Annotated in this window: 21 protein-coding genes; 5 read left to right on the top strand and 16 right to left on the bottom strand. The window is 59.0% G+C overall.

What is annotated here, in order from left to right; genetic code table 11:
- Window positions 1–160 precede the first annotated feature (160 nt).
- The gene (locus JJQ51_RS15280; protein ID WP_269244859.1) at window positions 161–625 is read left to right on the top strand and encodes a chemotaxis protein CheW; all 465 of its coding nucleotides are present in this window, start codon (window positions 161–163) and stop codon (window positions 623–625) included.
- A gap of 269 nt (window positions 626–894) precedes the next feature.
- Here the strand turns inward: JJQ51_RS15280 and JJQ51_RS15285 are convergent, their stop codons facing one another.
- Window positions 895–1,389 (bottom strand): CreA family protein, encoded by a 495-nt coding sequence (locus JJQ51_RS15285; RefSeq protein WP_113332922.1) that lies wholly within the window; start codon window positions 1,387–1,389, stop codon window positions 895–897.
- 61 nt (window positions 1,390–1,450) lie between these two features.
- Between JJQ51_RS15285 and JJQ51_RS15290 the strand changes: the two genes are divergently transcribed.
- Complete coding sequence (locus JJQ51_RS15290) at window positions 1,451–1,591, top strand: hypothetical protein (protein WP_162748794.1); 141 nt, start codon at window positions 1,451–1,453, stop codon at window positions 1,589–1,591.
- Here the strand turns inward: JJQ51_RS15290 and JJQ51_RS15295 are convergent.
- Both JJQ51_RS15295 and JJQ51_RS15300 read right to left on the bottom strand, forming a co-directional pair.
- A complete protein-coding gene (locus JJQ51_RS15295) occupies window positions 1,578–2,021 on the bottom strand; it encodes an SRPBCC family protein (RefSeq protein WP_113351975.1) in 444 nt (147 codons plus the stop codon). The two genes, JJQ51_RS15290 and JJQ51_RS15295, sit on opposite strands and share 14 nt — an antisense overlap.
- A gap of 38 nt (window positions 2,022–2,059) precedes the next feature.
- Window positions 2,060–2,392, bottom strand: a complete 333-nt coding sequence (locus tag JJQ51_RS15300) for an ArsR/SmtB family transcription factor (protein WP_113351974.1) — start codon at window positions 2,390–2,392, stop codon at window positions 2,060–2,062.
- A gap of 332 nt (window positions 2,393–2,724) precedes the next feature.
- Between JJQ51_RS15300 and JJQ51_RS15305 the strand changes: the two genes are divergently transcribed.
- Complete coding sequence (locus JJQ51_RS15305) at window positions 2,725–3,261, top strand: GNAT family N-acetyltransferase (RefSeq protein ID WP_113332920.1); 537 nt, start codon at window positions 2,725–2,727, stop codon at window positions 3,259–3,261.
- 42 nt (window positions 3,262–3,303) lie between these two features.
- Here the strand turns inward: JJQ51_RS15305 and ligA are convergent, their stop codons facing one another.
- On the bottom strand, window positions 3,304–5,454 hold the full coding sequence (ligA, locus tag JJQ51_RS15310; protein ID WP_113351972.1) for an NAD-dependent DNA ligase LigA: 2,151 nt from the start codon (window positions 5,452–5,454) through the stop codon (window positions 3,304–3,306).
- A gap of 427 nt (window positions 5,455–5,881) precedes the next feature.
- Here ligA and JJQ51_RS15315 point away from each other — a divergent pair, with 427 nt between their 5' ends.
- Window positions 5,882–6,541 (top strand): CDP-diacylglycerol diphosphatase, encoded by a 660-nt coding sequence (locus JJQ51_RS15315; RefSeq protein WP_246661088.1) that lies wholly within the window; start codon window positions 5,882–5,884, stop codon window positions 6,539–6,541.
- A gap of 108 nt (window positions 6,542–6,649) precedes the next feature.
- Here JJQ51_RS15315 and JJQ51_RS15320 read toward each other — a convergent pair whose 3' ends face one another.
- From JJQ51_RS15320 to aqpZ, 9 genes are all read right to left on the bottom strand, one after another.
- A complete protein-coding gene (locus tag JJQ51_RS15320) occupies window positions 6,650–7,282 on the bottom strand; it encodes a DapH/DapD/GlmU-related protein (protein WP_113351970.1) in 633 nt (210 codons plus the stop codon).
- A gap of 201 nt (window positions 7,283–7,483) precedes the next feature.
- On the bottom strand, window positions 7,484–9,157 hold the full coding sequence (gene recN, locus JJQ51_RS15325; RefSeq protein WP_152096108.1) for a DNA repair protein RecN: 1,674 nt from the start codon (window positions 9,155–9,157) through the stop codon (window positions 7,484–7,486).
- Window positions 9,158–9,169: 12 nt separating this feature from the next.
- Window positions 9,170–10,039, bottom strand: coding sequence for an outer membrane protein assembly factor BamD (locus tag JJQ51_RS15330; RefSeq protein WP_173002438.1), 870 nt, complete (start codon window positions 10,037–10,039; stop codon window positions 9,170–9,172).
- Window positions 10,040–10,327: 288 nt separating this feature from the next.
- Window positions 10,328–11,284, bottom strand: coding sequence for a UDP-3-O-acyl-N-acetylglucosamine deacetylase (gene lpxC / locus JJQ51_RS15335; protein WP_069612526.1), 957 nt, complete (start codon window positions 11,282–11,284; stop codon window positions 10,328–10,330).
- Between the two features lie 329 nt (window positions 11,285–11,613).
- Window positions 11,614–13,350 carry a cell division protein FtsZ gene (ftsZ, locus tag JJQ51_RS15340; RefSeq protein ID WP_113351968.1) on the bottom strand — a complete coding sequence of 579 codons (1,737 nt, stop codon included), beginning with the start codon at window positions 13,348–13,350 and terminating at the stop codon, window positions 11,614–11,616.
- A 102-nt stretch (window positions 13,351–13,452) separates the two neighbouring features.
- Window positions 13,453–14,784 (bottom strand): cell division protein FtsA, encoded by a 1,332-nt coding sequence (gene ftsA / locus JJQ51_RS15345; protein ID WP_069612528.1) that lies wholly within the window; start codon window positions 14,782–14,784, stop codon window positions 13,453–13,455.
- A complete protein-coding gene (locus tag JJQ51_RS15350; protein WP_069612529.1) occupies window positions 14,781–15,713 on the bottom strand; it encodes a cell division protein FtsQ/DivIB in 933 nt (310 codons plus the stop codon). Before JJQ51_RS15350 ends, ftsA begins: the two co-directional genes overlap by 4 nt.
- Complete coding sequence (locus JJQ51_RS15355) at window positions 15,701–16,627, bottom strand: D-alanine--D-alanine ligase (RefSeq protein WP_113351967.1); 927 nt, start codon at window positions 16,625–16,627, stop codon at window positions 15,701–15,703. Before JJQ51_RS15355 ends, JJQ51_RS15350 begins: the two co-directional genes overlap by 13 nt.
- Before the next feature lie 300 nt (window positions 16,628–16,927).
- Window positions 16,928–17,614: an aquaporin Z gene (gene aqpZ / locus JJQ51_RS15360; protein ID WP_113332911.1), complete on the bottom strand. Its 687-nt coding sequence runs from the start codon at window positions 17,612–17,614 to the stop codon at window positions 16,928–16,930.
- Between the two features lie 255 nt (window positions 17,615–17,869).
- On the opposite strand from aqpZ, the gene JJQ51_RS15365 reads away from it, so the two are divergent.
- The gene (locus JJQ51_RS15365; RefSeq protein WP_106998269.1) at window positions 17,870–19,201 is read left to right on the top strand and encodes an MFS transporter; all 1,332 of its coding nucleotides are present in this window, start codon (window positions 17,870–17,872) and stop codon (window positions 19,199–19,201) included.
- Window positions 19,202–19,293: 92 nt separating this feature from the next.
- On the opposite strand, the gene murB is transcribed toward JJQ51_RS15365, so the two are convergent.
- From murB to murG, 3 genes are read right to left on the bottom strand one after another with little or no spacing between them, the layout of a single operon-like run.
- The gene (murB, locus tag JJQ51_RS15370) at window positions 19,294–20,268 is read right to left on the bottom strand and encodes a UDP-N-acetylmuramate dehydrogenase (RefSeq protein ID WP_113332909.1); all 975 of its coding nucleotides are present in this window, start codon (window positions 20,266–20,268) and stop codon (window positions 19,294–19,296) included.
- A complete protein-coding gene (gene murC / locus JJQ51_RS15375) occupies window positions 20,265–21,680 on the bottom strand; it encodes a UDP-N-acetylmuramate--L-alanine ligase (protein ID WP_113351966.1) in 1,416 nt (471 codons plus the stop codon). The genes murB and murC overlap by 4 nt, the downstream gene beginning before the upstream one ends.
- Window positions 21,677–22,798, bottom strand: a complete 1,122-nt coding sequence (gene murG, locus JJQ51_RS15380) for an undecaprenyldiphospho-muramoylpentapeptide beta-N-acetylglucosaminyltransferase (RefSeq protein ID WP_269244860.1) — start codon at window positions 22,796–22,798, stop codon at window positions 21,677–21,679. Before murG ends, murC begins: the two co-directional genes overlap by 4 nt.
- Window positions 22,799–22,939 lie beyond the last annotated feature (141 nt).

Genomic DNA, 22,939 nt, shown 5'->3' on the forward strand with positions numbered 1-22,939 from the left:
AAACCTCTTTATTCCAGAAGGGCATGACGCCCGCCGGAACGCCAAGCGTATCTTTCGCCGAAGCACCGGACGCTGCCGCTGCCCAAGCCGCTCCAGCCGATCTCTCTCTTCAATCGCGAGCGTCGCTTGCGCGGCGATGCCAAACGGGAAGTTCTCGAATATGACGAACGCCATCAAGCAATCGGGCACCTATCTGGAAATCGTCTCCTTTCACCTTGGCGATCAGGAATTCTGCATCGACATCATGGCCATCCGCGAAATCCGTGGCTGGGCTCCTGTGACGCCGATGCCGCATACGCCGTCTTACGTGCTCGGCCTCATCAACCTGCGCGGCGCCGTGATCCCGGTCATCGACATGGCCTGCCGCCTCGGCATGAAGATGACGGAACCTTCGGAGCGTTCCGCAATCATCGTCACGGATATTGCCGGCAAGCTGGTCGGCCTGCTGGTCGAACAGGTCTCGGATATGATGTCGATCAAAAGTGAAGATCTGCAGCCAGCTCCGGAAATCATCCCCGAAGCACAGCGCGCCTTTTGCCGCGGTATCGTGGCATTAGAAAAGACCATGGTCTGCTTCCTCAACCTCGATACGGTCATTGCGGATCAGTTGGCACAGGCAGCCTGATTTCAATAAGTTAGCTTACCCAAAGAAGATCGCCCTGGAGCCAAGCTCCAGGGCGATCGCTTTTTATACAACCGGTTTTGGCAGGGGTGTAGCCAATCACACGGTCTTGCAGGCCGTGAACAGGGGCGAGAGTCGCCTCCCTGTTCGCCTTCGAAATTGCATCAAAAAGGTGCAAACCGAAAGCAACTAGAAGGAATTCGACAACCCAAGAGTATGACTTTTTTTGGTATTATCTTTCTACGGGTTATTTTTGAGGTGCGTCGATACCGTTATTTCGGCTTGCCATTCTTCCACGTAACCTGCTGGCCGAACAAGGGGATCGTCGAAATGGCCATCTTGGCAGAGCCATCCGTCAGCTGGCGCGAATGGATAAGATAGACGAGCGTGTCATTCTTCTTATCGTAAATGCGGGTGACAACCAGCTTCTTCCAGATGAGCGAAAGCCCGGCACGAAATACCTCCTCACCGCTCTGAGACAGGTTGATATCACCGATCTCGATCGGACCGGTTTGACGGCAAGCGATGGAATTATTGGAAGGATCTTCGAACCAGTTGCCCTTGCGCAACCGGTCGATCACGCTGCGATCGAAATAGGTCACATGGCAAGTGATGCCCGAGACTTCGGGGTCCGGAACGGCATCGACCAGAATATCATTGCCCGTCCAGTCCACCCCGACCTTGCCGACAATTTCGGCGGAAGCGGAAATTGGGGTCACGGCCAGAAATGACGCGGCAATGGCGGCAAAGAGTTTGGGTGAACGCATCGATCATCCTCTAACAACAGCCGCCGGGAGCGAGAGCGGCTTGGCTAAGGTAAGATGGTCCGTGAGCGATGCAAGATGGGACGCCTATATCCGCGTGCAACGCTTCACGATCGATACGGCGGCGATCCACACAATGGACGCCGCCGCCAAAGCAACGGCGTCCGAACACATGCAGGCAGTGCGTCATCTCACTTCTGGTTGATTGCGACCGTTCCGGTTTCCAGCAGCGACTTGAGGTTGGACAGGATCTTCGGCCAGCCACCGGAGACCGCCTCGATAAGCTTGGAGTTTTCAACCTCGATCGTGTGGGCAACGGTCAGCTTCACCACACCGTCCGACGGCTCCAGCTCCATCACGCAGCGCGACCAGCCTTCGGCCTTCAGATCCGGGCGCCACTCGTTGCGCCAGTTGATCGCGAGCCGCCGAGGCGGATCGAACTCGGCAATCTCTCCCGCATCGGCAACCCGGCCATCCGGAAAGAGCATTTTCCACGGCGATCCAACCTTCCACTCGGTGTCGTGGACCATATCGAACCAATATTGCTTGATGAATTCCGGCCTGGTCAGCGCCGACCAGAGCTTTTCCGGCGTGGTGCGGATGAAGGTGACGTAGACGAATTTGCTTCCAGTCATGCCATTTCTCCTTGTTTGAATTTTATTGCTTCTTGAGCTCAGGGCCCACCCTCGCCTTCCAGCGCCTTTTTCAAGGCCGAAAGCGTATTCAGATGCCGCTGTTCGAACTTGTTGATCCAGCGTTCAGCGATGCCGTTGATCGGGACGGCGTTGATGAAATGCAGCTTCTCGCGTCCATGCTTCTCGGTGGAGATCAGATTGGCCTCCTCCAGAATGGCGAGATGCTTGGCAACCGCCTGGCGGCTCATGTTCAGATCCTCGCAGAGCGCGTTCAGAGTCTGTCCATTGCGCTCATGGAGCCTGTCGAGCAATTGCCGCCGGCTGGCATCCGCCAACGCCTTGAAGACTGCATCATCATCATCCACGGACATGAAACCATTTGGTTGCCTTTCTTTTGCTTATAGGCAACCAAATGGTTGCCTGTCAAGTAATATGTGAAACGAAATAACCCCATCGCGCCGCGGGGCGGCGGCGGTTTCATCTAGGGATTTATCCGGGGAGCGATTGACAACCTCCGCGTCGCGTCAGATCATCCGCCCATGATCGCAAACCGCACCATCGTGATGCACCTTCACACCACCTCTCCCTTTGCAGGGCGAGTGGAAGCCGTGTTGCGCTGAGCTGACCGCGATCCATCTCAACCCTGCCGAGGCGAGCAGGGTTGAAGCCTCCTTGCTCTCCTCGTCAATATCAAGGAGAGCCCATGTCTTTCGAAGAGCAAGAACCCGCCAAACGACGATCAGGCAAGGTCGGCCCGGTAACGGTCCGTGCAACCCGCCCATCCGATGCCGAGGCAATCGCAATCATCGCCAATCTTCCGGGTTTCCGCGCCGGCACGCTTCGCCTGCCGTTTCAAAGCGTCGAAGACACGCAGCGATGGCTGGACAAGCACGATCCCAGCGCCACACGCCTCGTCGCGGAGGTGGACGGAAAGGTCGTCGGCAATGCCGGCATGAACCGCCTTGCCGGCCGGCGGGCTCACAGCGCTAGCATTGGCATGGGCGTGCACGACGATTTCACCGGCTGCGGCGTCGGTTCCGCGCTGTTGGGCGCTCTCATCGATACCGCCGATAACTGGCTCGCCATCAAGCGTCTGGAATTGACCGTCTATGTCGACAATGCGCGGGCGATCGGCCTCTACGAGAAATTCGGGTTCGAAACCGAGGGGCGTCTACGTGCCTTCGGTTTCCGCAATGGCGAATACGTGGATGCGTTCACGATGGCGCGGCTGAGATTCTAAGCAATCACACGGCGGCGAATATGATTCCGCCGCCGACTATCATCAGCCGATCAAATCCAGCCACTCGTCCTCGGTCATGACCTGGACATTGAACTCGCGCGCTTTGTCGAGCTTGGAGCCGGCACCCGGTCCGGCCACGACGATATCGGTCTTCTTCGACACCGAGCCGGAAACCTTGGCTCCCAGGCTCTCAGCCTTCGCCTTGGCCTCGTCGCGGGTGAACTTTTCCAGCGAACCGGTAAAGACGACGGTCTTGCCGGCGACGGGACTGCCTGAGGTCACCGGCTGCTCCGCTTCTTGAGGCTGAACCTCCTCCAAAAGCTTCGCGATTACCTGCGTATTGCGCGGTTCCTTGTAGAATTCAACGATGGCTCGCGCCACCACCTCGCCGATGCCCTCGATATTGTTAAGATCGTTCCACGCGTCGCCGGCAAGCGGCGCGGCTTCCTTCATCGCTGTTTCGAAGGCTTCGTAGGTGCCGTAGGAGCGTGCCAGAAGCTTGGCCGTCGTCTCGCCGACGTGGCGGATGCCAAGCGCGAAGATAAAGCGATGCAGGGCGATCTGGCGCCGCTCGTTGATCGCGGCGTAAAGTTTGCCGACACTGACCTTGCCGAAACCTTCGATATTCTCAAGCTTCGTCAGTGACGCCTGCTGACGCTTTTCCAGGGTGAAGATGTCAGGCGCGGTCTTTATTTGCAGCGCCGGATCCTCGCTCTCGAAAAAGAAATCGATCTGCTTGGAGCCGAGGCCCTCGATATCGAAGGCGTTGCGCGAGACGAAATGCTTGAGATGTTCGGTCGCCTGCGCGCGGCAGATAAAGCCGCCGGTACAGCGGGTGACGGCATCGACCTTCCCGGTCTTCTCATTGATATCGCGCACCGCGTGGCTGCCGCAGACCGGACAGACTTTGGGGAACTCGTAAGGCGCGCTCGACGCCTCCCGCTTCTCGAGCACAACGTCGACGATCTGCGGGATGACATCGCCCGCCCGCTGTACGATTACCATGTCGCCGACGCGGATATCGCGGCCATCGCGGATCGGCTCGCCCTTGTTGCCGATGCCCTTGATGTAATCGGCATTGTGCAGAGTCGCATTGGTTACGACAACACCGCCAACCGTGATCGGCTCCAGTCGCGCAACCGGCGTCAGCGCACCAGTGCGGCCGACCTGGATGTCGATGCCGACCAGACGCGTGAAGGCCTGTTCCGCCGGGAATTTATGCGCAGTCGCCCAGCGCGGCGAGCGCGAGCGGAAACCAAGGCGGGCCTGCAATTCCAGGCTATCAACCTTATAGACGACACCGTCGATATCATAATCGAGATCCGGCCGCTGCAGGCCGATCTCCTCGTAGTGGCCGAGAATGTCGGCGACCGAACTCAGCCGCTCCATCAGCGGATTGACGGGAAAGCCCCAGGATTTGAAGGTCTGCACCATGCCGTATTGTGTGTCGGCCGGCATGTCGGACATCTCGCCCCAGGCATAGGCGAAGAATTTCAGCTTGCGGCTCGCCGTCACCTTCGCGTCGAGCTGACGCAGCGATCCGGCCGCCGTATTGCGGGGATTGACATAGGTCTGCTTGCCCTCGGCCTCCATCTGTGCATTGAGCGCCAGGAAATCGCTCTTGGCCATATAGACCTCACCCCGCACTTCGACGACGGAGGGAGCGCCTGCCGGCAAAGTCTGAGGGATTTCCTTGATGGTCCTGATATTGGCCGTAACATTCTCGCCTGTCGTACCATCGCCACGCGTCGCCGCACTGACCATCCGGCCATTCTCGTAACGGATCGACATTGAAAGGCCGTCGATCTTCGGCTCGGCAGTAAAGGCGATCGAATTATCCGGCAAGCGACCGAGGAAACGATAGACGCTGGCGACGAAATCCTCGACATCCTCCTGTGAGAACGTGTTGTCGAGCGAGAGCATCGGCCTTGCATGGACAACAGGAGCAAACGTCTCAGATGGCGGGGCGCCGACCCGTCGCGACGGGCTGTCGGCGCGAATCAATGCGGGAAACCGCGCCTCGATCGCGTCGTTGCGCCGCTTCAGCGCATCATACTCGGCATCCGAAATCTCCGGCGCATCCTTGCCATGATAAAGCGCGTCGTTGCGCGCGATCTCCGCAGCCAAATAGGCAAGCGCCGCGGCCGCTTCCTCCTCGGTCAAATCCTCGACGGGCTTCTGTTCGGTGCTCATGAATCTACACTCCCCGATTTCGAAGATGTTTTAGAGCACTTCCGCGAAAAGTGCGAAGCGGTTTTCAGCTCGGGGCACGTAAAAACAAAGGGAAAAATCTGCAATTCAATTGCCGGACCGATAAAGGTGGCGGCGCTGCTCACGACAACTTTACGCCGTGATCTGTCGTCCTTGGTGTTACAGATGCGGGAAGTATCAGCGTCCAGTTAGCCCCGATGGAATTCCCTATCCAATTCCTGGGGCAGCGGCTCTTCCGCGTCTATCGCAGAGGATTTAAGGTAGGCTATATTATGAGAGCCACATCTCTGGAAGTGATTGGATCATTGGCAGAAATTCGAAATCACGCATGAAGCACCGTCTTACCGTTCTCTCTATTTTCCTCGTCGTTGCAGTCTTGATCATGAGCTCATTCGTCAGCCGCTCCGCTTTGGGGCTGGTCGTCAGAGCCTGTGAAATCAACTCCACCCTGACAGGGTCGCCATATCCGTGCCTCAAGATCGTCCAGTCGCAGGACCCTTTGTCTTCATACGTTGTTCTTCGTGAGCCTGCTGACAAGGAGCGCACCATCCTTGCACCGCTCGCCGATGTACCCGGCATCGAAGACCCACGCCTTCTGACCGCGGGTGCGCCGAACTATTTTGAGGAAGCGTGGAAAGAGCTATCGGCAATCGATCCGCGCTCAACGAAGGCTTCGAGACAGAATTTTGCTCTGGCGATAAACGCCGCCAGCTGGCGCACACAAGATCGGCTTCATATCCACATGGGGTGCGAGACGCCTCGCTTTCGCGCGCTCTTGAAAGCCCATGCGACGGAAATTGAAAGCGGCCGGTTTACGGACTTGAAGACCCGAGCTGGTTGGTGGGCAACTTTCCATACGGCCGATGACCTTTCGAATTTGAACCCGCTGCAGCTCGTCGCAGATGGCGTCGATGGCGCCCGTTCAAATATGGAAAATGTGGTCGTCGGCGTCTTTGGCGCTGCATTGCCCAACGGGCAGCATGGCTTCTATATTCTGGCAAGAATAAACGAGGCCCACAAATCCCGCGGCTCCGCGGAGGACATGATCGATCCCAAATGCCGGCTCTGATGCATGTCGCTCAGAAGTTCGTACGTCGGCGGAACTCATTCACAACCTACCGTCCGATTTCGTAAGATGACACGGCCAAGGCTGGCCGCCCAAGTCGTCAAAAGCGGATCAGGACCAGCGCTCGCAAAAGGCTTCGATGTCGCTTGATTGAAAATCGGCAAGCCGCTCCATGATGGTTTCGAAAGGCCAATCCCACCAGGCGATGGACGTCAGTCTTTCTGCGATGGTTCGAGTGAAGCGCTCTCGAATGAACTTGGCGGGAATACCACCGACGACAGTATATGGTTGAACATCTTTGCTGACGACCGCGCCTGCTGCAAGCACGGCGCCGTCTCCAACCTGTACGCCCGGCAAAACAATCACGCCATGACCAATCCAGACATCGTTGCCGATGACGGCGCGGTCTTCCTTTCGCCGATCGAAAAAGGCGTGGTCCCGCACGGCGCTCGCCGCGTAATATTCCGGACAATAGGTGAAACGATGCATGGATGGTCGGTCCATCGGATGATTGGGAGCGCCAATTCTGACCTCTGCCGCAATGGCGCAGAACTTTCCAATCGTTGCGTCACCGACAATGCAGCGCGGCCCCAAGTAAGAGAAATCTCCGAGTTCGGCAGTGTGCAGAGATGTGTCCGCCAAAATCTCACAGCATCTGCCGATGCTCGAATCCCTTATGTTCGCCGTCGGGTGGATGACGGTTTCTGCGATTTTTGGGCGATTGGGTTGTGTGGTTGAGTGCATTGACGGTCTCCGGATTCCGGGCCTGCCTAGCCGGGGACGATGAAGGATATATGACGCAAGACCGTCGAAAAACCGAAGCAAGATGCCGACGGCAGATGACGGGTTCAGGCGCGTTTCAGCGCTATAGTCGCTGAGCTTGCTGCTATGCCCGCTTCGGGCAAGTCGCCACCGGCATCTGCTCCGACAACATCACAGGAGAGATCACCCGTTACCGGCCAGCAAGCGCTTGGCAGCCGCCCTCGCCTCTTCGGTTACCGAAGCACCCGCGAGCATGCGGGCGATTTCCTCGGTGCGATCCTTCGGCTCCATGGTGGCGACGCGTGTGGAAATTTTTTCCGAGCCGTCCGCGACGGGTCCCTTGGAGATCAGGAGATGGGTTGCAGCGCGGGCAGCGACCTGCGGTGCATGGGTGACCGACAGCACCTGCACGCGATCGGACAGGCGCTTCAGCCGCTGGCCGATCGCATCCGCGACCGCGCCGCCGACACCAGTGTCGATTTCGTCGAACACGAGGGTCGGCGCAGAGCCGCGATCGGCAAGCGCAACCTTCAATGCCAGAAGGAAGCGCGACAGCTCGCCGCCAGAGGCGACCTTGGTGATCGGTCCCGGCCGCGTGCCAGGGTTGGTCTGCACATGAAATTCGACAACGTCGATACCCTCGGCTGTCCCAGCTTCTGGATCGCTTGATATCTCCACCATGAAACGCGCACGCTCGAGCTTCAAGGCCGGCAGTTCGGCCGTGACGGCTGCGGCCAGAGCCTCGCCGGCATGGTGACGTTTCTCCGACAGATTGCGTGCGGCGACATCATAATCCGCCTTGGCGGCGGAAAGCTCGGCAGCAAGGCGCGCCAGTCGCTCTTCGCCGGCGTCGAGATCGGCTAGATCCGAAATCATGCGTGCGGCCAGGGCTGGCAGTTCCGTTACCGGCACGGAATATTTGCGCGAGGCACCCCGCAACGCGAAGAGGCGCTCTTCGACACGCTCAAGTTCGCGCGGATCATATTCCGTTTTGCGGAGTGCTGCCTCCACTTCCATTTGCGCGTTGGACAGCTGATCGAGAGCGGCATCCAGCAGCGCCACGGTATCTTCAAGCAAGCCCGGCGCTTCGTGGCTCTTGCGCTCCAATCGGCGCACCAGCGATGCGATATGCGGCACGGGCGATGCGTTGCCATTGAGGAATTCGGAAGCCTCGGCGATATCGCCGGCGATGCGCTCGGCTTTCATCATCCGCGAGCGCTTCTCAGCCAGCTCATCCTCCTCGCCATCCTGCGGCGAGAGCTTCTCCAGCTCCTCGACGGAGGCGCGAAGATAGTCCGCTTCACGCGCTGCCTTCTCGACCTGCTCGCGATGCTTCTTCAAGGTGCGCTCGGTATCGCGCCAGATTTTGTGCAGCCTGCCGACCTCCTGCGTCTCTTCGGCGAGGCCGGCAAAGGCATCCAGCAAGGTGCGGTGCGCGTCGGTATCGATGAGCGCTCGGTCATCATGCTGACCGTGAATTTCGACGAGAAGCTGGCCGATCTGGCGCATGAGCTGCACGCTGAGCGCCTGGTCGTTGACAAAGGCCTTGGTGCGGCCATCGGCGGACTGCACACGGCGGAAAATCAGATCGCCGTCATCGTCGATGCCATTTTCGCGCAGGAGCTTGCGGGCCGGATGCTGTGTACCGACATCGAAAACCGCAGTCACCTGGCCGCGATCCTCGCCATGGCGCACGAGCCCGCCATCGCCGCGCCCGCCAAGGGCCAGCGACAGACTGTCAAGCAGGATGGATTTGCCCGCACCCGTCTCGCCGGTCAGCACCGAAAGTCCGGACTCGAAGGCAAGATCCAGCCGCTCGATCAAAACGATATCGCGGATCGAAAGCTGGATCAGCATCTGCGCTCAATCTCACGTCCCAAGAAGAAGTTTCTTGCCCGCTCTGGAAATCCAGGAGCCCGAATTTTCGCTCGGCTCCACGCCACCCTTCTGCAGCAGCTGATAGGAATCCTTGTACCAGCGGCTGTCCGGATAGTTGTGGCCGAGAACGGCAGCTGCCGTTTGCGCTTCGGGTACGATACCCATCGCATAATAAGCTTCGACGAGTCGCGCCAGGGCTTCTTCGATCTGGTTCGTCGTCGGATACTGCTCCACCACCACGCGGAAGCGGGAGATGGCAGCCAGATAATCCTTGCGCTCCAGATAATAACGGCCGATCTGCATTTCCTTGCCGGCGAGCTGGTCGCGGGCAAAGCGGATCTTTTCCTGAGCGTCGCTGACATATTGCGACTTCGGATAGGTATTGACGAGCTTGGTCATCGCCTCGATCGTCTGCTGTGCTGCACGCTGGTCCTGCGTCACGTCGACGATCTGTTTGGCATAGGACGAACCGACCAGATATTGCACATAGTCGGCATCTTCCGAGCCCGGATATTGCTTGAGATAGGTATTGCCGGTCTGTACCGCCTCATCATAACGGCCCGTGCGATACTTCACGAAGGTGCTCATCACCAATGCCTTGCGTGCCCATTCGGAGAAGGGCTGCTGCTGGTTGATGGCATCGAACTTCTTGCCGGCTTCCGTCATGTTGCCGGCCTTGATGTTGGCAAGGCCCTGATTGTAGAGCATCTCCGGTGGATCGGTCTCGACACCGAGCTTGGTGATGTCGATATCCTTTTTCGTATTACACCCCGTCACCACCGCACCGGTACCGGCCAGAAGGAGCGATACGAGCAAAGCCCGTGCTGTGATATTCATGCGTTCAGACCTTGCAAAACCCATCGGATGACTGTCCCATAGCCGTCGTTGCGGAGACGGCGTTCTCTCGCTGGCGTTTCTAGCCGCAAAAACACCATCAGGGCAACGCATTGATGGTGCATTAACGCATTTTTGTGGCAAAGACCGCATATCCGCAGCCTTTAATCACTGTTTTGACAGGGATTTCTCATATCGGCCCGCACCATCCTGCCGCCGCTTCGCGACCGAAGACAAACCCGATGAGTCGTCCGTCAAAAAAAGAGCCGCCCTTCATCAGAGCGGCAGCTTTGTCTCATTTCGATCCCGAAAAAATCACGCCGACCAAGGAGCGAATTCAGGCGCGTTGACCGCAATGAACTCGCGGCCGTGACCGCGCTGGCGAGGTGCCGAGGTTTCGACGACCTCGTAAGCCGAAGCGTCGCTGAGCAATGCCTTCAGGGCATTCGCATTCATGCGATGGCCGCCGCGATAGGAGCGATAGCAACCAATGAATTGTGCACCGGCGAGAGCCAGATCGCCAACGGCATCGAGCGTCTTGTGGCGGACGAACTCGTCCTTGGGATAACGCAGGCCTTCGACGTTGATGACGGTATTGTCGTCCGAAATGACGACCGAATTCTCCAGCGACGAACCCAGCGCATGGCCCGAAGCCCAGAGGGGCTCGACATCACGCATGAAGCCGAAGGTACGCGCGCGCGACAGTTCCGTCTTGAAGGTCTCAGCGGTCAGATCGCCTTCCCACTTCTGACGGCCGATCAGCGGGCATTCAAAGTCGATCTCGACTTCGAAGCGCGTGCCATCATAGGGGCGGAACTCGCACCAGGAACCGCCAGCTTCGATCCGCACCGGCTTGATAACGCGGATATAGCGGCGCTTGACACCGAGCGAAACAACACCCGCCTGCTCGATCGCCTCGATGAAGGGATAGGAGCTGCCGTCCATGATCGGCATTTCCGCACCGGACACCTCGACGACGACGTTATCGAGGCCGATCGCGTAGATCGCAGCCATGACGTGCTCGACCGTCGCGACAGAGCGCGCCGGAGAAAAGCCGAGAACCGTGCAGAGATCCGTGTTGCCGACCTGCGAGGAAACGGCGCGCAGTTCGGTCACATCGCCATTATCGTGCAGACGCTGAAAAACGACACCGGTGCCGGCTTCGGCGGGGTAGAAGGTGATCGACACATTGGCACCGGAATGAACGCCAATACCGGAAAGTGTCACAGGGTTTGCAATGGTGGTCTGAAAACCAAGCAATCCAATTGCCATGTAATTCTGCCTTCGTCTATCTGATCCAGGCCGGGCGGTCATCTTCGGACGCTTACCCTTATCGCCGGTTCAGTCTGTTAACTATGCCACGCACCTCACATACATTCGTCTCCGAATGTGATTCAGCGGGCTTGCTTGATATCTACATACGCGCCAGGGCATCGCATTCCAAATCACTGTTTCTTTCGTTTTGTTACGAAAGCAGCCAATTGAATTCGTTGGATAATTTTAAATAAGACAATGGTTATAAAATAAGAAAATCCGGAGCCTTTCGGCCCCGGATTTCTCCAATATGGTTAGCAACCTATTAAAGGGCTGCCTGTTGCGGGTCAGTTCGACTGGCGGCGCAGGAAGGCCGGAATCTCGAGCTGATCGTCCTCATGGTTTGCCATGCGTGCCTGCGGAGCCTGGCGGCCGTGATCGTCGAGATTGCCACGGCGCGGAGCATAGAGGCTCGCTTCCGGCGACGGCGCACGACGCTGCTGCGGAGCGGCGTTGTTCGTCGGAGCCATCATGTCGTCGAAAGCCGGATCTTCTTCGCGGCGGCCGAGCGAATTGGTGATTCGCTTCAGAAGACCCATTGGGCCACGCTCTTCGGTCGCCTGGGCGGCTGCCGGCTGGGCGCGGTGTTCCATCTCGGCCTTAACGACCGGTGGGAAATCCTCGACCTTCGGCATGCGGACCTGCTCAGGAGCCTGACGGATGACCGGCTGCTGATGCATGACCGGCGCCTGCTGCTGAGGCTGAACCGGAGCTTGACGGACCGGCTGGGCTTCCGGGGCTGCTGCGAAGATGCGGCTCTGCGGACGGAAGTTATCTTCCGGCGCAGCGGCCTGCTGCATAACCGGCTGCTGCGGCACCTGAGTCTGCCGGCTCATCTGGAATTCCAGTTCGCGCTCCAGATCGGCCTCTGCTGCACGAATGGTCTGGGCGACCGGATCCACGGTACGAGGAGCCGGAGCGGCAGCCTGTGCGGTTTGGGCCTGCGAGACGTGGGCAGGCTGAACTGCGGCCGCTGCCGGAGCGGCGGCCGCGGAAGGACGCATAGCAGGCTTTGCGGCGGGGCGGAATTCCATGCCCCTGTCGGAAGCCTCGTTCATCGCGCGGTCGATGCCCGTTGCGACGACGGAAACGCGAATGATGCCCTCAAGCGATTCGTCGAAGGTGGCGCCGAGGATGATATTGGCGTCGGGATCGACTTCTTCGCGGATGCGGGTTGCAGCTTCGTCGACTTCGAACAGGGTCAGGTCACGGCCGCCGGTGATCGAGATCAGCAGGCCCTGTGCGCCCTTCATCGAGGTTTCGTCGAGCAGCGGGTTGGCAATGGCAGCTTCAGCAGCCTGCATTGCACGGCCCTGGCCGGAAGCCTCGCCGGTACCCATCATCGCGCGGCCCATTTCGCGCATGACCGAACGCACGTCGGCGAAGTCGAGGTTGATGAGACCTTCCTTCACCATCAAGTCGGTGATGCAGGCAACGCCCGAATAGAGAACCTGGTCGGCCATCGAGAACGCGTCGGCGAAAGTCGTCTTGTCGTTGGCGATGCGGAACAGATTCTGGTTCGGAATGACGATCAGGGTGTCGACCGACTTCTGCAGTTCCTGGATGCCCATCTCGGCGAGACGCATACGGCGGCCGCCTTCGAAGTGGAACGGCTTGGTAACGACGCCGACGGTCAGGATGCCCTTATTGCGAGCGGCCTGCGCGACGACCGGAGCGGCACCCGTACCCGTACCACCGCCCATGCCGGCGGTGACGAAGCACATATGCGTACCGTTCAGATGATCGATGATTTCATCGATGCACTCTTCGGCAGCTGCACGGCCAACTTCCGGCTGCGAGCCGGCGCCGAGACCTTCCGTGACGTTGACGCCGAGCTGGATGATCCGCTCTGCCTTCGTCATGGTCAGCGCCTGGGCATCCGTGTTGGCGACGACGAAATCGACGCCCTGCAGGCCTGCCGTGATCATGTTGTTGACGGCATTGCCGCCACCGCCACCAACACCGAACACGGTGATTCGCGGCTTAAGCTCGGTGATATCTGGCTTATGCAGCTTGATAGTCATTGTACCCGTTCCTTCTCTTTATGGCCGCATCGCCACGCCGGCCAATTCACTCGATTTCACTTGCCTGACGCTTGCCCCGGACTGATTTCCGGGATCAGGCACTCAAAAACTCTCTTTCAGCCATTGGCCAACGCGGCCGATCCGGCTGTTGTTACCTCCAAACGACGAGAGCAGACCGCTGCTCGGCGCATGTGTTTCCATGTCTGCGACCTGCGGATAGATCATCAGTCCCACAGCGGTCGAAAAAGCCGGCCCCTTGGCTGCCGTCGGCAAACCAGACACGCCCATCGGACGACCGATGCGGACATTGCGGGCAAGTACCCGGCGCGCCACATCGGGCAGACCGGTCAGCTGGCTGGCACCGCCGGTCAGGACGACGCGCTTGCCGACGATCGGGCTGAAGCCCGAACGCTGGATGCGATCGCGAATGAGCTCGAGAGTTTCCTCGATGCGAGCCTTGACGATGCGCGACACGAGCGCCTTCGGCACCTGTGTCGGCTGGTCACGCTCGTCTTCGCCGATCGGCGGGATGGAAATCAGTTCGCGCTCTTCCGAAGAATTCGCGAGAGCGGAAGCATGAACGACCTTCAGCCGCTCCGCATCCTCGATGCGGGTGGAAAGGCCGCGTGCAAGATCGGTGGTGACATGATGGCCGCCAAGGCTGACGGCATCGGTATGCACCAGCTTTCCCTCGGCAAAGACCGAAATCGTCGTCGTGCCGCCGCCCATGTCGATCGCAGCGCAGCCAAGCTCGACTTCATCGTCAACGAGGGCTGCAAGGCCGCTGGCATAAGGTGTCGCCACCATGCCTTCGACCGAGAGATGCGCACGGTTGATGCAGAGCTCGAGGTTGCGAAGCGCCGCGCGCTCGGCCGTCACCACATGCATGTCGACACCAAGAGCGTCGCCGAACATGGCCAGCGGATCGCGAATGCCGCGCTCGCCATCAAGGGAGTAGCCCGTCGCCAGCGAGTGCAGCACGGCACGCTCCTGACGGATCGACTGCTGGCAGGCTGCGGCCAGAACCTTCTTGAGATCGTTGGCCTCGACTTCCTGACCACCGAGATCGATGGTCGCGGTGTAAATATCGCTGCCGAGACGACCGGCCGAAACGTTGACGATTAGGCTATCGACGGTCAGGCCCGCCATACGCTCGGCGGCATCGACCGCAAGCCGGACAACTCCTTCCAGCGCATCGAGATCGGCGATCACGCCAGTCTTGATGCCGCGGGAACGCTGATGACCGATACCAATGATCTCTATGTTGTGGGTGCGATTCGGGAGAACTTGGCTCTCCTCGCGCGGCGTCAGACGACCGATCATGCAAACGACCTTCGTCGAGCCGATGTCAAGGACCGACACGATATGCGACCGCTTCGAAGACAAAGGCTTCAACCGAGGCAGGCCGAAATGGGACGAACCAAATAAGCTCATGTATCCTGACCTGCTTTCTTCAAAGCCTTGTTTCTTGCATCGACTGCGGCCTGGCGACGAATTGCGGCATCCGGAGTTAACTCAATGGCGGTACGATCATCGATACGGAGATCGACGGCAGCAATATCGCGCTGCAAAAGATTTTGCTCCTTGTCGAGCTTGGTCAGCCGCGCGAGCGCATCATCGATATTGTCTTCCGGCAATTTGATGATCACGCCGTTGTCCAGATAGAGATCCCAGCGACGACCGGCGACACGCACGAAAGCCTTCACATGGCTGCGAACATCGGGCCACTTGGCAAACTGGTCGTCGATGGAGGCGGCTGCGGTTTCGGCATCACGACCGACGAAGAGCGGTAGCTTTGCAAACTTGTTGTCGCGCAGCGGTGCAATCACGCTGCCGTCCTTCTGGATTAGAGAAAGCTCGGAACCGTGCTGCCAGATCGCATAGGCCTTACGCTCCTTGAGCTTCACCTCGACAGTCCGCGGATAGACCTTACGAACCTCGACATTCTGAACCCAGGGCAAGTTGGCAATCTTCTGGCGGGCGGCATCGGCATTAAGGGCAACGAGCGACGTCGTACCGTCGAGGCCGAGCAGCTGCAGGATCTCGATTTCCGAGGTCTCGTCATTGCCGGAGACCTTTACATCCTCGATCGCAAAACCAGCGGCAGAAGTCGTCGCTTCCGCGACCGCCTGGGTATGACCACCAACCGACATGCCATAAAGGCCGGTCGCAGCAAGAAGAACGAGGGTCGAAACAGTACCCGTATGAGCCGGAATATTGATGCGACCCGAACCGAGGCTGACCAGGAAACGAACAGTGCGGCGCAGCGGACGCGGCAGAACGAATGCGTCCTCAACCTCGTCGATGGCGAGCGGGACGCGATGACGGGACCGCCTCATATTTTTGACCGTCAGCGCAAACAAGACGCGTCCTCCACCATCCACCGGAGAAATTCACCAAAAGAGTAGCCGGCATGAGCGGCCATTTCAGGCACCAGGGAGGTAGGAGTCATGCCCGGCTGGGTATTGATCTCCAACCAGACAAGTTCGCCCTCTTCGGAAAAGCGATCGTCAAAACGGAAGTCAGATCGACTAACACCGCGGCAGCCGATAGCTTCATGCGCCCTTAACGATAATGTTTGTATCTTTTGGTAAAGATTCGGTGAAATTTCCGCCGGCAAGACATGTTTTGAGCCACCCTTGGCGTACTTGGCGTCATAATCATAGAAGCTGTGACCGAGCGGCACGATCTCAGTCACGCCGAGGACTTTGCCGTTCATGACGCCACAGGTCAGCTCGCGCCCGTAGATATAACGCTCGACCAGAACCTCATCGCCATAGCGCCATTCGGCAGAGGTAACGATCTGCGGCGGATGCGCCTGATCTTCCTTGACGATCACGACACCGAAGCTCGAGCCCTCGCGTACCGGCTTGACGACATAGGGCGGCTTCATCGGATGCTCGCCAACAATGGCGAAACGATCCATCACGATCGAGCTGGCAACCGGGATGCCCGCGGCAGCAGCCACCGTCTTCGCGCGTGACTTGTCCATCGCAAGAGCCGAGGCAAGCACGCCGGAATGTGTATAGGGAATTTGCAGATATTCCAGAATGCCCTGGATTGTACCGTCTTCGCCGAAAGGACCATGCAACGCATTGAAGACGACATCGGGCTTCAGCTCAGCCAAGCGGCTGGCGACATCATGATCAACATCGACCCGGGTAACCTGGAAGCCTTCTACTTCGAGGGCATCGGCGCATGCCTTCCCCGAGGAAAGGCTGACCGGCCTCTCCGAGGAAAATCCGCCCAAAAGGACAGCCACATGCTTGCCACCCATCAATACCCCCGACTTCACGGTCTCTACTTTGCGTTTGCAGGGCCTCGCCTAACCGCGATTCTCGCCCCGCTTTCAATAGGCCGATTAGAACGACATTAAGGTTAATGAAGCGTTTACTTTCGTTAACTTTCCCCCGACCTGGCGAGGGCCGCATGCTTCGAATCAAACCGACTTAAAGAATTCTGCCATTGGAATCATGGAGTTGCTACTTTTGAAATCACTACATTTAGATTTTTTTAAACAATAAGCCCCGCATCGAGCACTCGATGCGGGGCCGCAGGCATTAAATTGAGGCCGAGATCACTCGCTGTCGTCGACCAGTTTCCAGACGAGTCCGCCCAACGCTCCGCCAACGATGGGCGCAACCCAGAACAGCCAAAGCTGCTGCAGAGCCCAGCCGCCGACGAAGAGAGCCTGCCCTGTCGAACGAGCCGGATTGACCGACGTGTTGGTGATCGGGATCGAGATCAGATGGATCAGCGTCAGCGCCAAGCCGATGGCGATCGGCGCGAAGCCGGCCGGCACCTTGCTGCTCGTCGAGCCCAGAATCACGACCAGGAAGAACAGCGTCAGCACGATCTCGGCCACCAGTGCCGACACCATGGAATAGCCGCCGGGAGAATGTTCCCCATAGCCGTTCGCCGCAAAGCCACCGAGCTGGAAATCAGCCTTGCCGCTTGCGATCAGATAGAGCACGGCCGCGGCGACAACGGCGCCGATGACCTGTGCGATAATATAGGGAATGAGCTGCCCGCCGGGAAAGCGGCCAGCCACCGTCAGGCCGACCGAGACAGCCGGATTGAAGTGCCCTCCTGATATGCCGCCGACGGCAAAAGCCATAGTCAGCACAGTCAGACCGAACGCAAAAGCAACGCCTAGAAAACCGATACCGAGGCTCGGAAAGGCTGCTGCGAAGATCGCACTGCCGCAGCCGCCGAATACGAGCCAAAACGTCCCAAGAAACTCAGCGATGAGTTTTTTCTGCATGAAACCTTTCTCCTCAGCCCGCAATCCAAGCGAGAATCGGCCATTGGTGAAAAAGATTCCGGTAAGGACTCGCCGGAGCACGCCTCTCCAACAACAAACACCCGCCTGATTGCTCACGAATCAACAATTACGGCAAAATAATAGCACGCAACCGCTGATTTCTTGCGCAGTTAACGTTTGCGTTGAACAAAAATTACGCTAAGGACAATTTTTATCCGCTAAGCGCTCCTTAGCATCCTCTGAATTGGTGGGAACATGACTGACGCGATATCTCCTTTATCGCCGACCCCCTCGTCATCGAACAATGCTGTTGCGAATTCCCCGGCACGTGTTCTGATCGCGAGCCTCATCGGCACAACGATCGAATTTTTCGATTTCTATGTTTATGCAACGGCGGCGGTTATCGTCTTCCCGAAGCTGTTCTTCCCGGCAAGCGATCCGACTTCGGCAACTCTGCAGTCCTTCGCGACCTTCTCCATTGCCTTCTTCGCACGCCCGATCGGCGCGATGATCTTCGGCCATTTTGGAGACCGGATCGGCCGCAAGGCGACACTGGTCGCGGCTCTGATGACCATGGGCCTCTCGACCGTCGTGATCGGCATGCTGCCGACTTATGAGTCGATCGGCGTTCTCGCACCGATTCTGCTGGCACTTTGCCGTCTCGGCCAGGGTCTTGGCCTCGGCGGGGAATGGGGCGGCGCTGTCTTGCTTGCGACGGAAAATGCACCGGAAGGCAAGCGCAGCTGGTATGCCATGTTCCCGCAGCTCGGCGCACCGATCGGCTTCATCCTTTCGGCGGGTCTGTTCCTGATTCTGCGCGAGAGCATGGCGGATGCGGATTTCCTCAACTACGGCTGGCGCGTTCCGTTCCTGATCAGCATCGTGCTGGTCGCGGTCGGGTTGTATGTCCGCCTGAAGATCACCGAAACCCCGGAATTCCAGCGGGCCATCGAGAAGGAAGAACGCGTTTCCGTTCCGATCGCCGTCATCTTCCGCTCGCATTTCCGCAGCCTGATCCTCGGCACCATTATCGCGGTCGCGACCTTCGTGCTGTTCTATCTGATGACGGCGTTCACACTGAGCTGGGGCACTCGCCCCCCGGGCAACGGGCCGCTTCCGGCCGGCCTCGGCTACTCCCAGGGCCAGTTCCTCGTCGTTCAGCTCGTCGGCGTCGTCTTCTTCGGCCTGATGATCCCGGTCTCCGGCCTCTTGTCCGACCGCTATTCGCGCCGTCTGGTTCTTATCCTGACGACGATCGGCATCCTGATCTTCGGCCTGTTCTACTCGTCGCTGCTGACGGCTGGCCTTGCCGGTGCCTTCGCCTGCTCGATCATCGGTCTTGCCCTGATGGGCTTTACCTATGGCCCGATCGGCGCGGCTCTGGCCGCCCCCTTCCCGACCAGCGTGCGCTATACCGGGGCGTCCATGACGTTCAATCTCGGCGGCATCGTCGGCGCGTCCCTGGCGCCCTACATCGCCACTTCGCTCGCGACCAATTACGGTCTGGTCTATGTCGGCTATTACCTCGCCGGCGCAGCAGTGCTCTCGCTGATCGGCATCCTGCTCTCGGGCAACGACGAAGTCTGAGAAAACAAGCATAAGCAATTGAAAAGGCCGGGTGAAAACCCGGCCTTTTTGTTGAATCATTTTATGAAGATGACACCGATTGCAGTCGGGACCTACTCCGTGGTCACACCCTGGAACGGGCGGACTTCACGGCCCGGCATGAAGTTTCCGAGGCGCTTGATTTCCCACTCCAGCTTGATGCCGGACTTTTCGAAAACCTCGCGACGGACCTGCTCGCCGAGATATTCCAGATCGTAGCCCGTCGCCTGCTCCATGTTGATCATGAAGTTGCAATGCAGCGATGACATCTGCGCGCCACCGATAACCAGACCGCGGCAACCCGCCTCGTCGATCAGCTTCCAGGCGGAGAAACCATCCGGGTTCTTGAAGGTTGAGCCACCCGTCTTCTCGCGTACCGGCTGCACCGTTTCGCGATGAGCGCGCACGGCATCCATCTCGGTGCGGATCTTGGCGCGATCCTCCGGATATCCCTCGAAAAGGACATGCGTGAAGATCAGATCTTCAGACGCATCGGAATGGCGGTAGCTGTATCCCATTTCGGCATTGGTCAGCACGTGCTTGTCGCCCTTGCGGTCGACGGCATGCACCTCAATGACGCGCTCACGGGTTTCGGCACCATTGGCGCCTGCATTCATCCGCGCGGCACCACCGATGCTCCCGGGAATGCCGTAATAGAAATGGAAACCGCCGATGCTATTGTCCATTGCCATGGCTGCGACATGCTTGTCCGGGCAGATCGCGCCGGCCAGGATGCGGTTTTCACCGGCAAGCTCGACAGAACCGAAACCCTTGGCCGAAAGCCTGAGGACAACGCCCGGAATGCCGCCATCCCGCACCAATATGTTCGAACCCACGCCGACGACCGTCAGCGGCACCTCTTCCGGCAGGATCTTCAGGAACGTGATGAGATCGTCCGTATCGTGCGGCTGGAACATCAGTTCCGCCAGCCCGCCGGCGCGGAACCACGTCACACGATCCATCGGGGCATCCGGCGTCAGCCGTCCCCTGATGTCCTTTACACCGTCGCCGAGCGACGCCAGAAGCTTTTCCCCATCTACTTGTTTCATGCGGACTTACCCGAGAGGCCTTCCAATTCCTTTGGCAATGATGCTGCCCAATATGTGATGCTACCAGCCCCCAACAGAACCACAAAATCACCAGGTCGCGCAATCTCTGCAACCATGGCGGCAAGATCTTCCTGTGAAGGCAGATAGCGTGCATCGCGATGACCGCCTGCCTTGATGCGCGAAACCAGCGTCTGCGAATCAACGCCCTCGATCGGATCTTCCCCGGCGGCATAGACGGGCGCCAGGAAGATACTGTCGGCATCGTTGAAGCAAGCCGCGAATTCCTCGAAGAGGCTCGAAAGGCGCGTGTAGCGATGTGGTTGATGAACGGCGATGATGCGGCCCTTGCAGGCTTCGCGTGCTGCCTTCAGCACCGCCTTGATTTCGACGGGATGATGGCCGTAGTCGTCGAAGACTTTGACCCCGTTCCATTCGCCGGTCAGCGTGAAGCGGCGCTTGACGCCGCCGAAGGATGCAAGGCCCTTGGCGATCGCCTCATTGGAAATCCCCAGCCGGTTGGCAACCGCAACGGCGGCGGTCGCATTGGAAATATTGTGGCGGCCCGGCATTGGCATGATGAGATCCTTGATCTGGATCACCTTGCCGGTGCGGCGTCTGCGGATTTCGATATCGAACAGCGAACGCGTGCCATCGATCCGCACATTCGAGAAACGCACGTCGGCCTGCGGGTTCTCGCCATAGGTGATGACCTTGCGGTCCTCGATGCGGCTAACCAGTGACTGCACTTCCGGATGGTCGATGCACATGACGCCGAAGCCGTAGAACGGCACATTCTCCACGAACTGCCGGAAAGCGGCGCGCACGGCATCGAAATTGCCGTAATGATCGAGATGTTCCGGATCGATATTGGTGACGACGGCAACATCCGCCGGCAGTTTCAGGAAGGTGCCATCCGACTCGTCTGCCTCGACCACCATCCACTCGCCTTCACCCATGCGCGCATTGGTGCCATAGGCATTGATGATACCGCCATTGATGACCGTGGGATCAAGGCCGCCGGCTTCTAGCAGCGTCGCGACGAGCGAGGTCGTCGTCGTCTTGCCATGCGTACCGCCGATGGCAATCGCATTGCGGAAGCGCATCAATTCGGCAAGCATTTCGGCACGGCGCACGACCGGCAGCAGCTTTTCACGCGCCGCGACCAGCTCCGGATTGCTCTTCTTGATGGCGGTGGAGACAACGACGACTTCGGCATCGCCGAGGTTTTCAGCCTTGTGACCGATATGGACCGGAATACCCTTGTCGCGCAGCCGCTGCACATTGGCACTTTCCGATTGATCGGAACCCTGCACGCGATGGCCGAGGTTATGCAGAACCTCGGCAATGCCGCTCATCCCGATGCCACCGATACCGATAAAATGCACAAGGCCGATTGCCTTCGGCAGCTTCATGCGCCTGCCCCCTTGAATTGCTGAATTGAACGTCCCGCGGCAATAGCCTCAACCATGTCGGCAAGCAAGTTTGCCGCATCCGGTTTGCCCGCCTGCTTGGCTGATGCAGCCATCTTTGCGAGCTTTTCCGGCATGGTCATGGCGCCGCGCAGAATGGTGGAAAGTTTCTCCGGCGTCAGTTCCGACTGCACGATGACCTTGACGCCGCCGGTTGCCGCCAGTGCAGCCGCATTGGCCGCCTGATCGTGATCGAGCGCATGCGGATAGGGAACCAGGATCGCGGGGCGCCCAATAACCGCAAGCTCGGAGACCGTGGAGGCGCCGGAGCGGCAGAGAACCAGATGCGCAGCGCCGATGCGCTCCGCCATATCGTTGAAGAACGGCGCGACATCGGCGCCCATGTCAAGCTTTCTCGTGCAGCTGTTGACCGTCTCCATATCCTCAGGACGCACCTGCTGCGTGATCCGCAGCCGCTTTCGCAGCGGTTCCTCAAGCAGGCTGATCGCCGTAGGAACGGCCTTGGAGAAATATTGCGCCCCCTGGCTGCCGCCGAAGACGACAAGATTGAACGGATCTTCCGGACCAGATGGCACATAAGGGCGTTTTGCCGCTTCGATGACGGCCGGGCGCACGGGATTGCCCGTGGTCACCGTCTTCTCGGCAAACGCGCCGTTTTCGGTGAGGAAACCGCCGGCAATAGCGCGAACGCGCGTCGCCAGCATCTTGTTGGCGCGGCCCATGACCGCGTTCTGCTCGTGCAGCATGGACGGCACGCCCATGCGCGTCGCGGCCAGAAACGGCGGAACCGTCGGATAGCCACCGAAGCCGACGACACAGACGGGCTTGATGCGCTGGATCAGCTTGCGCGCTGCACGCATGCCGGTCCATAGCGTCCAGAGGGCCTGCGCAACCTTTAACGGGTTCTTCGAGCCGATCGTTGCCGAGGGCACGACATGGATATCGTCTGCCGGAAATTTGCCGGCATAGCGTTCGGCACGGCTGTCGGTGACGAGGTGCACGGAATAGCCGCGCTCCTTCAGCTTGTAGGCCAGTGCTTCGGCCGGAAATACGTGACCGCCGGTACCGCCGGCGGCAAGAAGGACAATGCCTTTACTCATGATTTTCGCTCCCGCGAATACCCCACTACTCGGGGCATCTCCCTGATATAGGAAGCCGCCCCGACCGCGTCATCGGCGCGGGCCAAGCCCCCCTCATAGACCGGCGTTTCGGGAAAAGCGACCAGAGAATGAACAGCGGGC

Origin of the sequence: Rhizobium sp. AG207R (assembly GCF_027109195.1) — a bacterium.
GTDB classification, from domain to species: domain Bacteria; phylum Pseudomonadota; class Alphaproteobacteria; order Rhizobiales; family Rhizobiaceae; genus Rhizobium; species Rhizobium dioscoreae.

Coding starts and splice junctions, on each gene's coding strand:
- JJQ51_RS15355 (WP_113351967.1), bottom strand. CDS start 16,627: ATGGGTGGCAAGCATGTGGCTGTCCTTTTGGGCGGATTTTCCTCGGAG.
- JJQ51_RS15365 (WP_106998269.1), top strand. CDS start 17,870: ATGACTGACGCGATATCTCCTTTATCGCCGACCCCCTCGTCATCGAAC.
- murC (WP_113351966.1), bottom strand. CDS start 21,680: ATGAAGCTGCCGAAGGCAATCGGCCTTGTGCATTTTATCGGTATCGGT.
- JJQ51_RS15330 (WP_173002438.1), bottom strand. CDS start 10,039: ATGGGTTTTGCAAGGTCTGAACGCATGAATATCACAGCACGGGCTTTG.
- ligA (WP_113351972.1), bottom strand. CDS start 5,454: ATGAGCACCGAACAGAAGCCCGTCGAGGATTTGACCGAGGAGGAAGCG.
- JJQ51_RS15305 (WP_113332920.1), top strand. CDS start 2,725: ATGTCTTTCGAAGAGCAAGAACCCGCCAAACGACGATCAGGCAAGGTC.
- JJQ51_RS15295 (WP_113351975.1), bottom strand. CDS start 2,021: ATGACTGGAAGCAAATTCGTCTACGTCACCTTCATCCGCACCACGCCG.
- murG (WP_269244860.1), bottom strand. CDS start 22,798: ATGAGTAAAGGCATTGTCCTTCTTGCCGCCGGCGGTACCGGCGGTCAC.
- JJQ51_RS15280 (WP_269244859.1), top strand. CDS start 161: ATGACGAACGCCATCAAGCAATCGGGCACCTATCTGGAAATCGTCTCC.
- ftsA (WP_069612528.1), bottom strand. CDS start 14,784: ATGAGCTTATTTGGTTCGTCCCATTTCGGCCTGCCTCGGTTGAAGCCT.
- ftsZ (WP_113351968.1), bottom strand. CDS start 13,350: ATGACTATCAAGCTGCATAAGCCAGATATCACCGAGCTTAAGCCGCGA.
- JJQ51_RS15320 (WP_113351970.1), bottom strand. CDS start 7,282: ATGCACTCAACCACACAACCCAATCGCCCAAAAATCGCAGAAACCGTC.
- aqpZ (WP_113332911.1), bottom strand. CDS start 17,614: ATGCAGAAAAAACTCATCGCTGAGTTTCTTGGGACGTTTTGGCTCGTA.
- murB (WP_113332909.1), bottom strand. CDS start 20,268: ATGAAACAAGTAGATGGGGAAAAGCTTCTGGCGTCGCTCGGCGACGGT.
- JJQ51_RS15300 (WP_113351974.1), bottom strand. CDS start 2,392: ATGTCCGTGGATGATGATGATGCAGTCTTCAAGGCGTTGGCGGATGCC.
- recN (WP_152096108.1), bottom strand. CDS start 9,157: ATGCTGATCCAGCTTTCGATCCGCGATATCGTTTTGATCGAGCGGCTG.
- lpxC (WP_069612526.1), bottom strand. CDS start 11,284: ATGGCAATTGGATTGCTTGGTTTTCAGACCACCATTGCAAACCCTGTG.
- JJQ51_RS15285 (WP_113332922.1), bottom strand. CDS start 1,389: ATGCGTTCACCCAAACTCTTTGCCGCCATTGCCGCGTCATTTCTGGCC.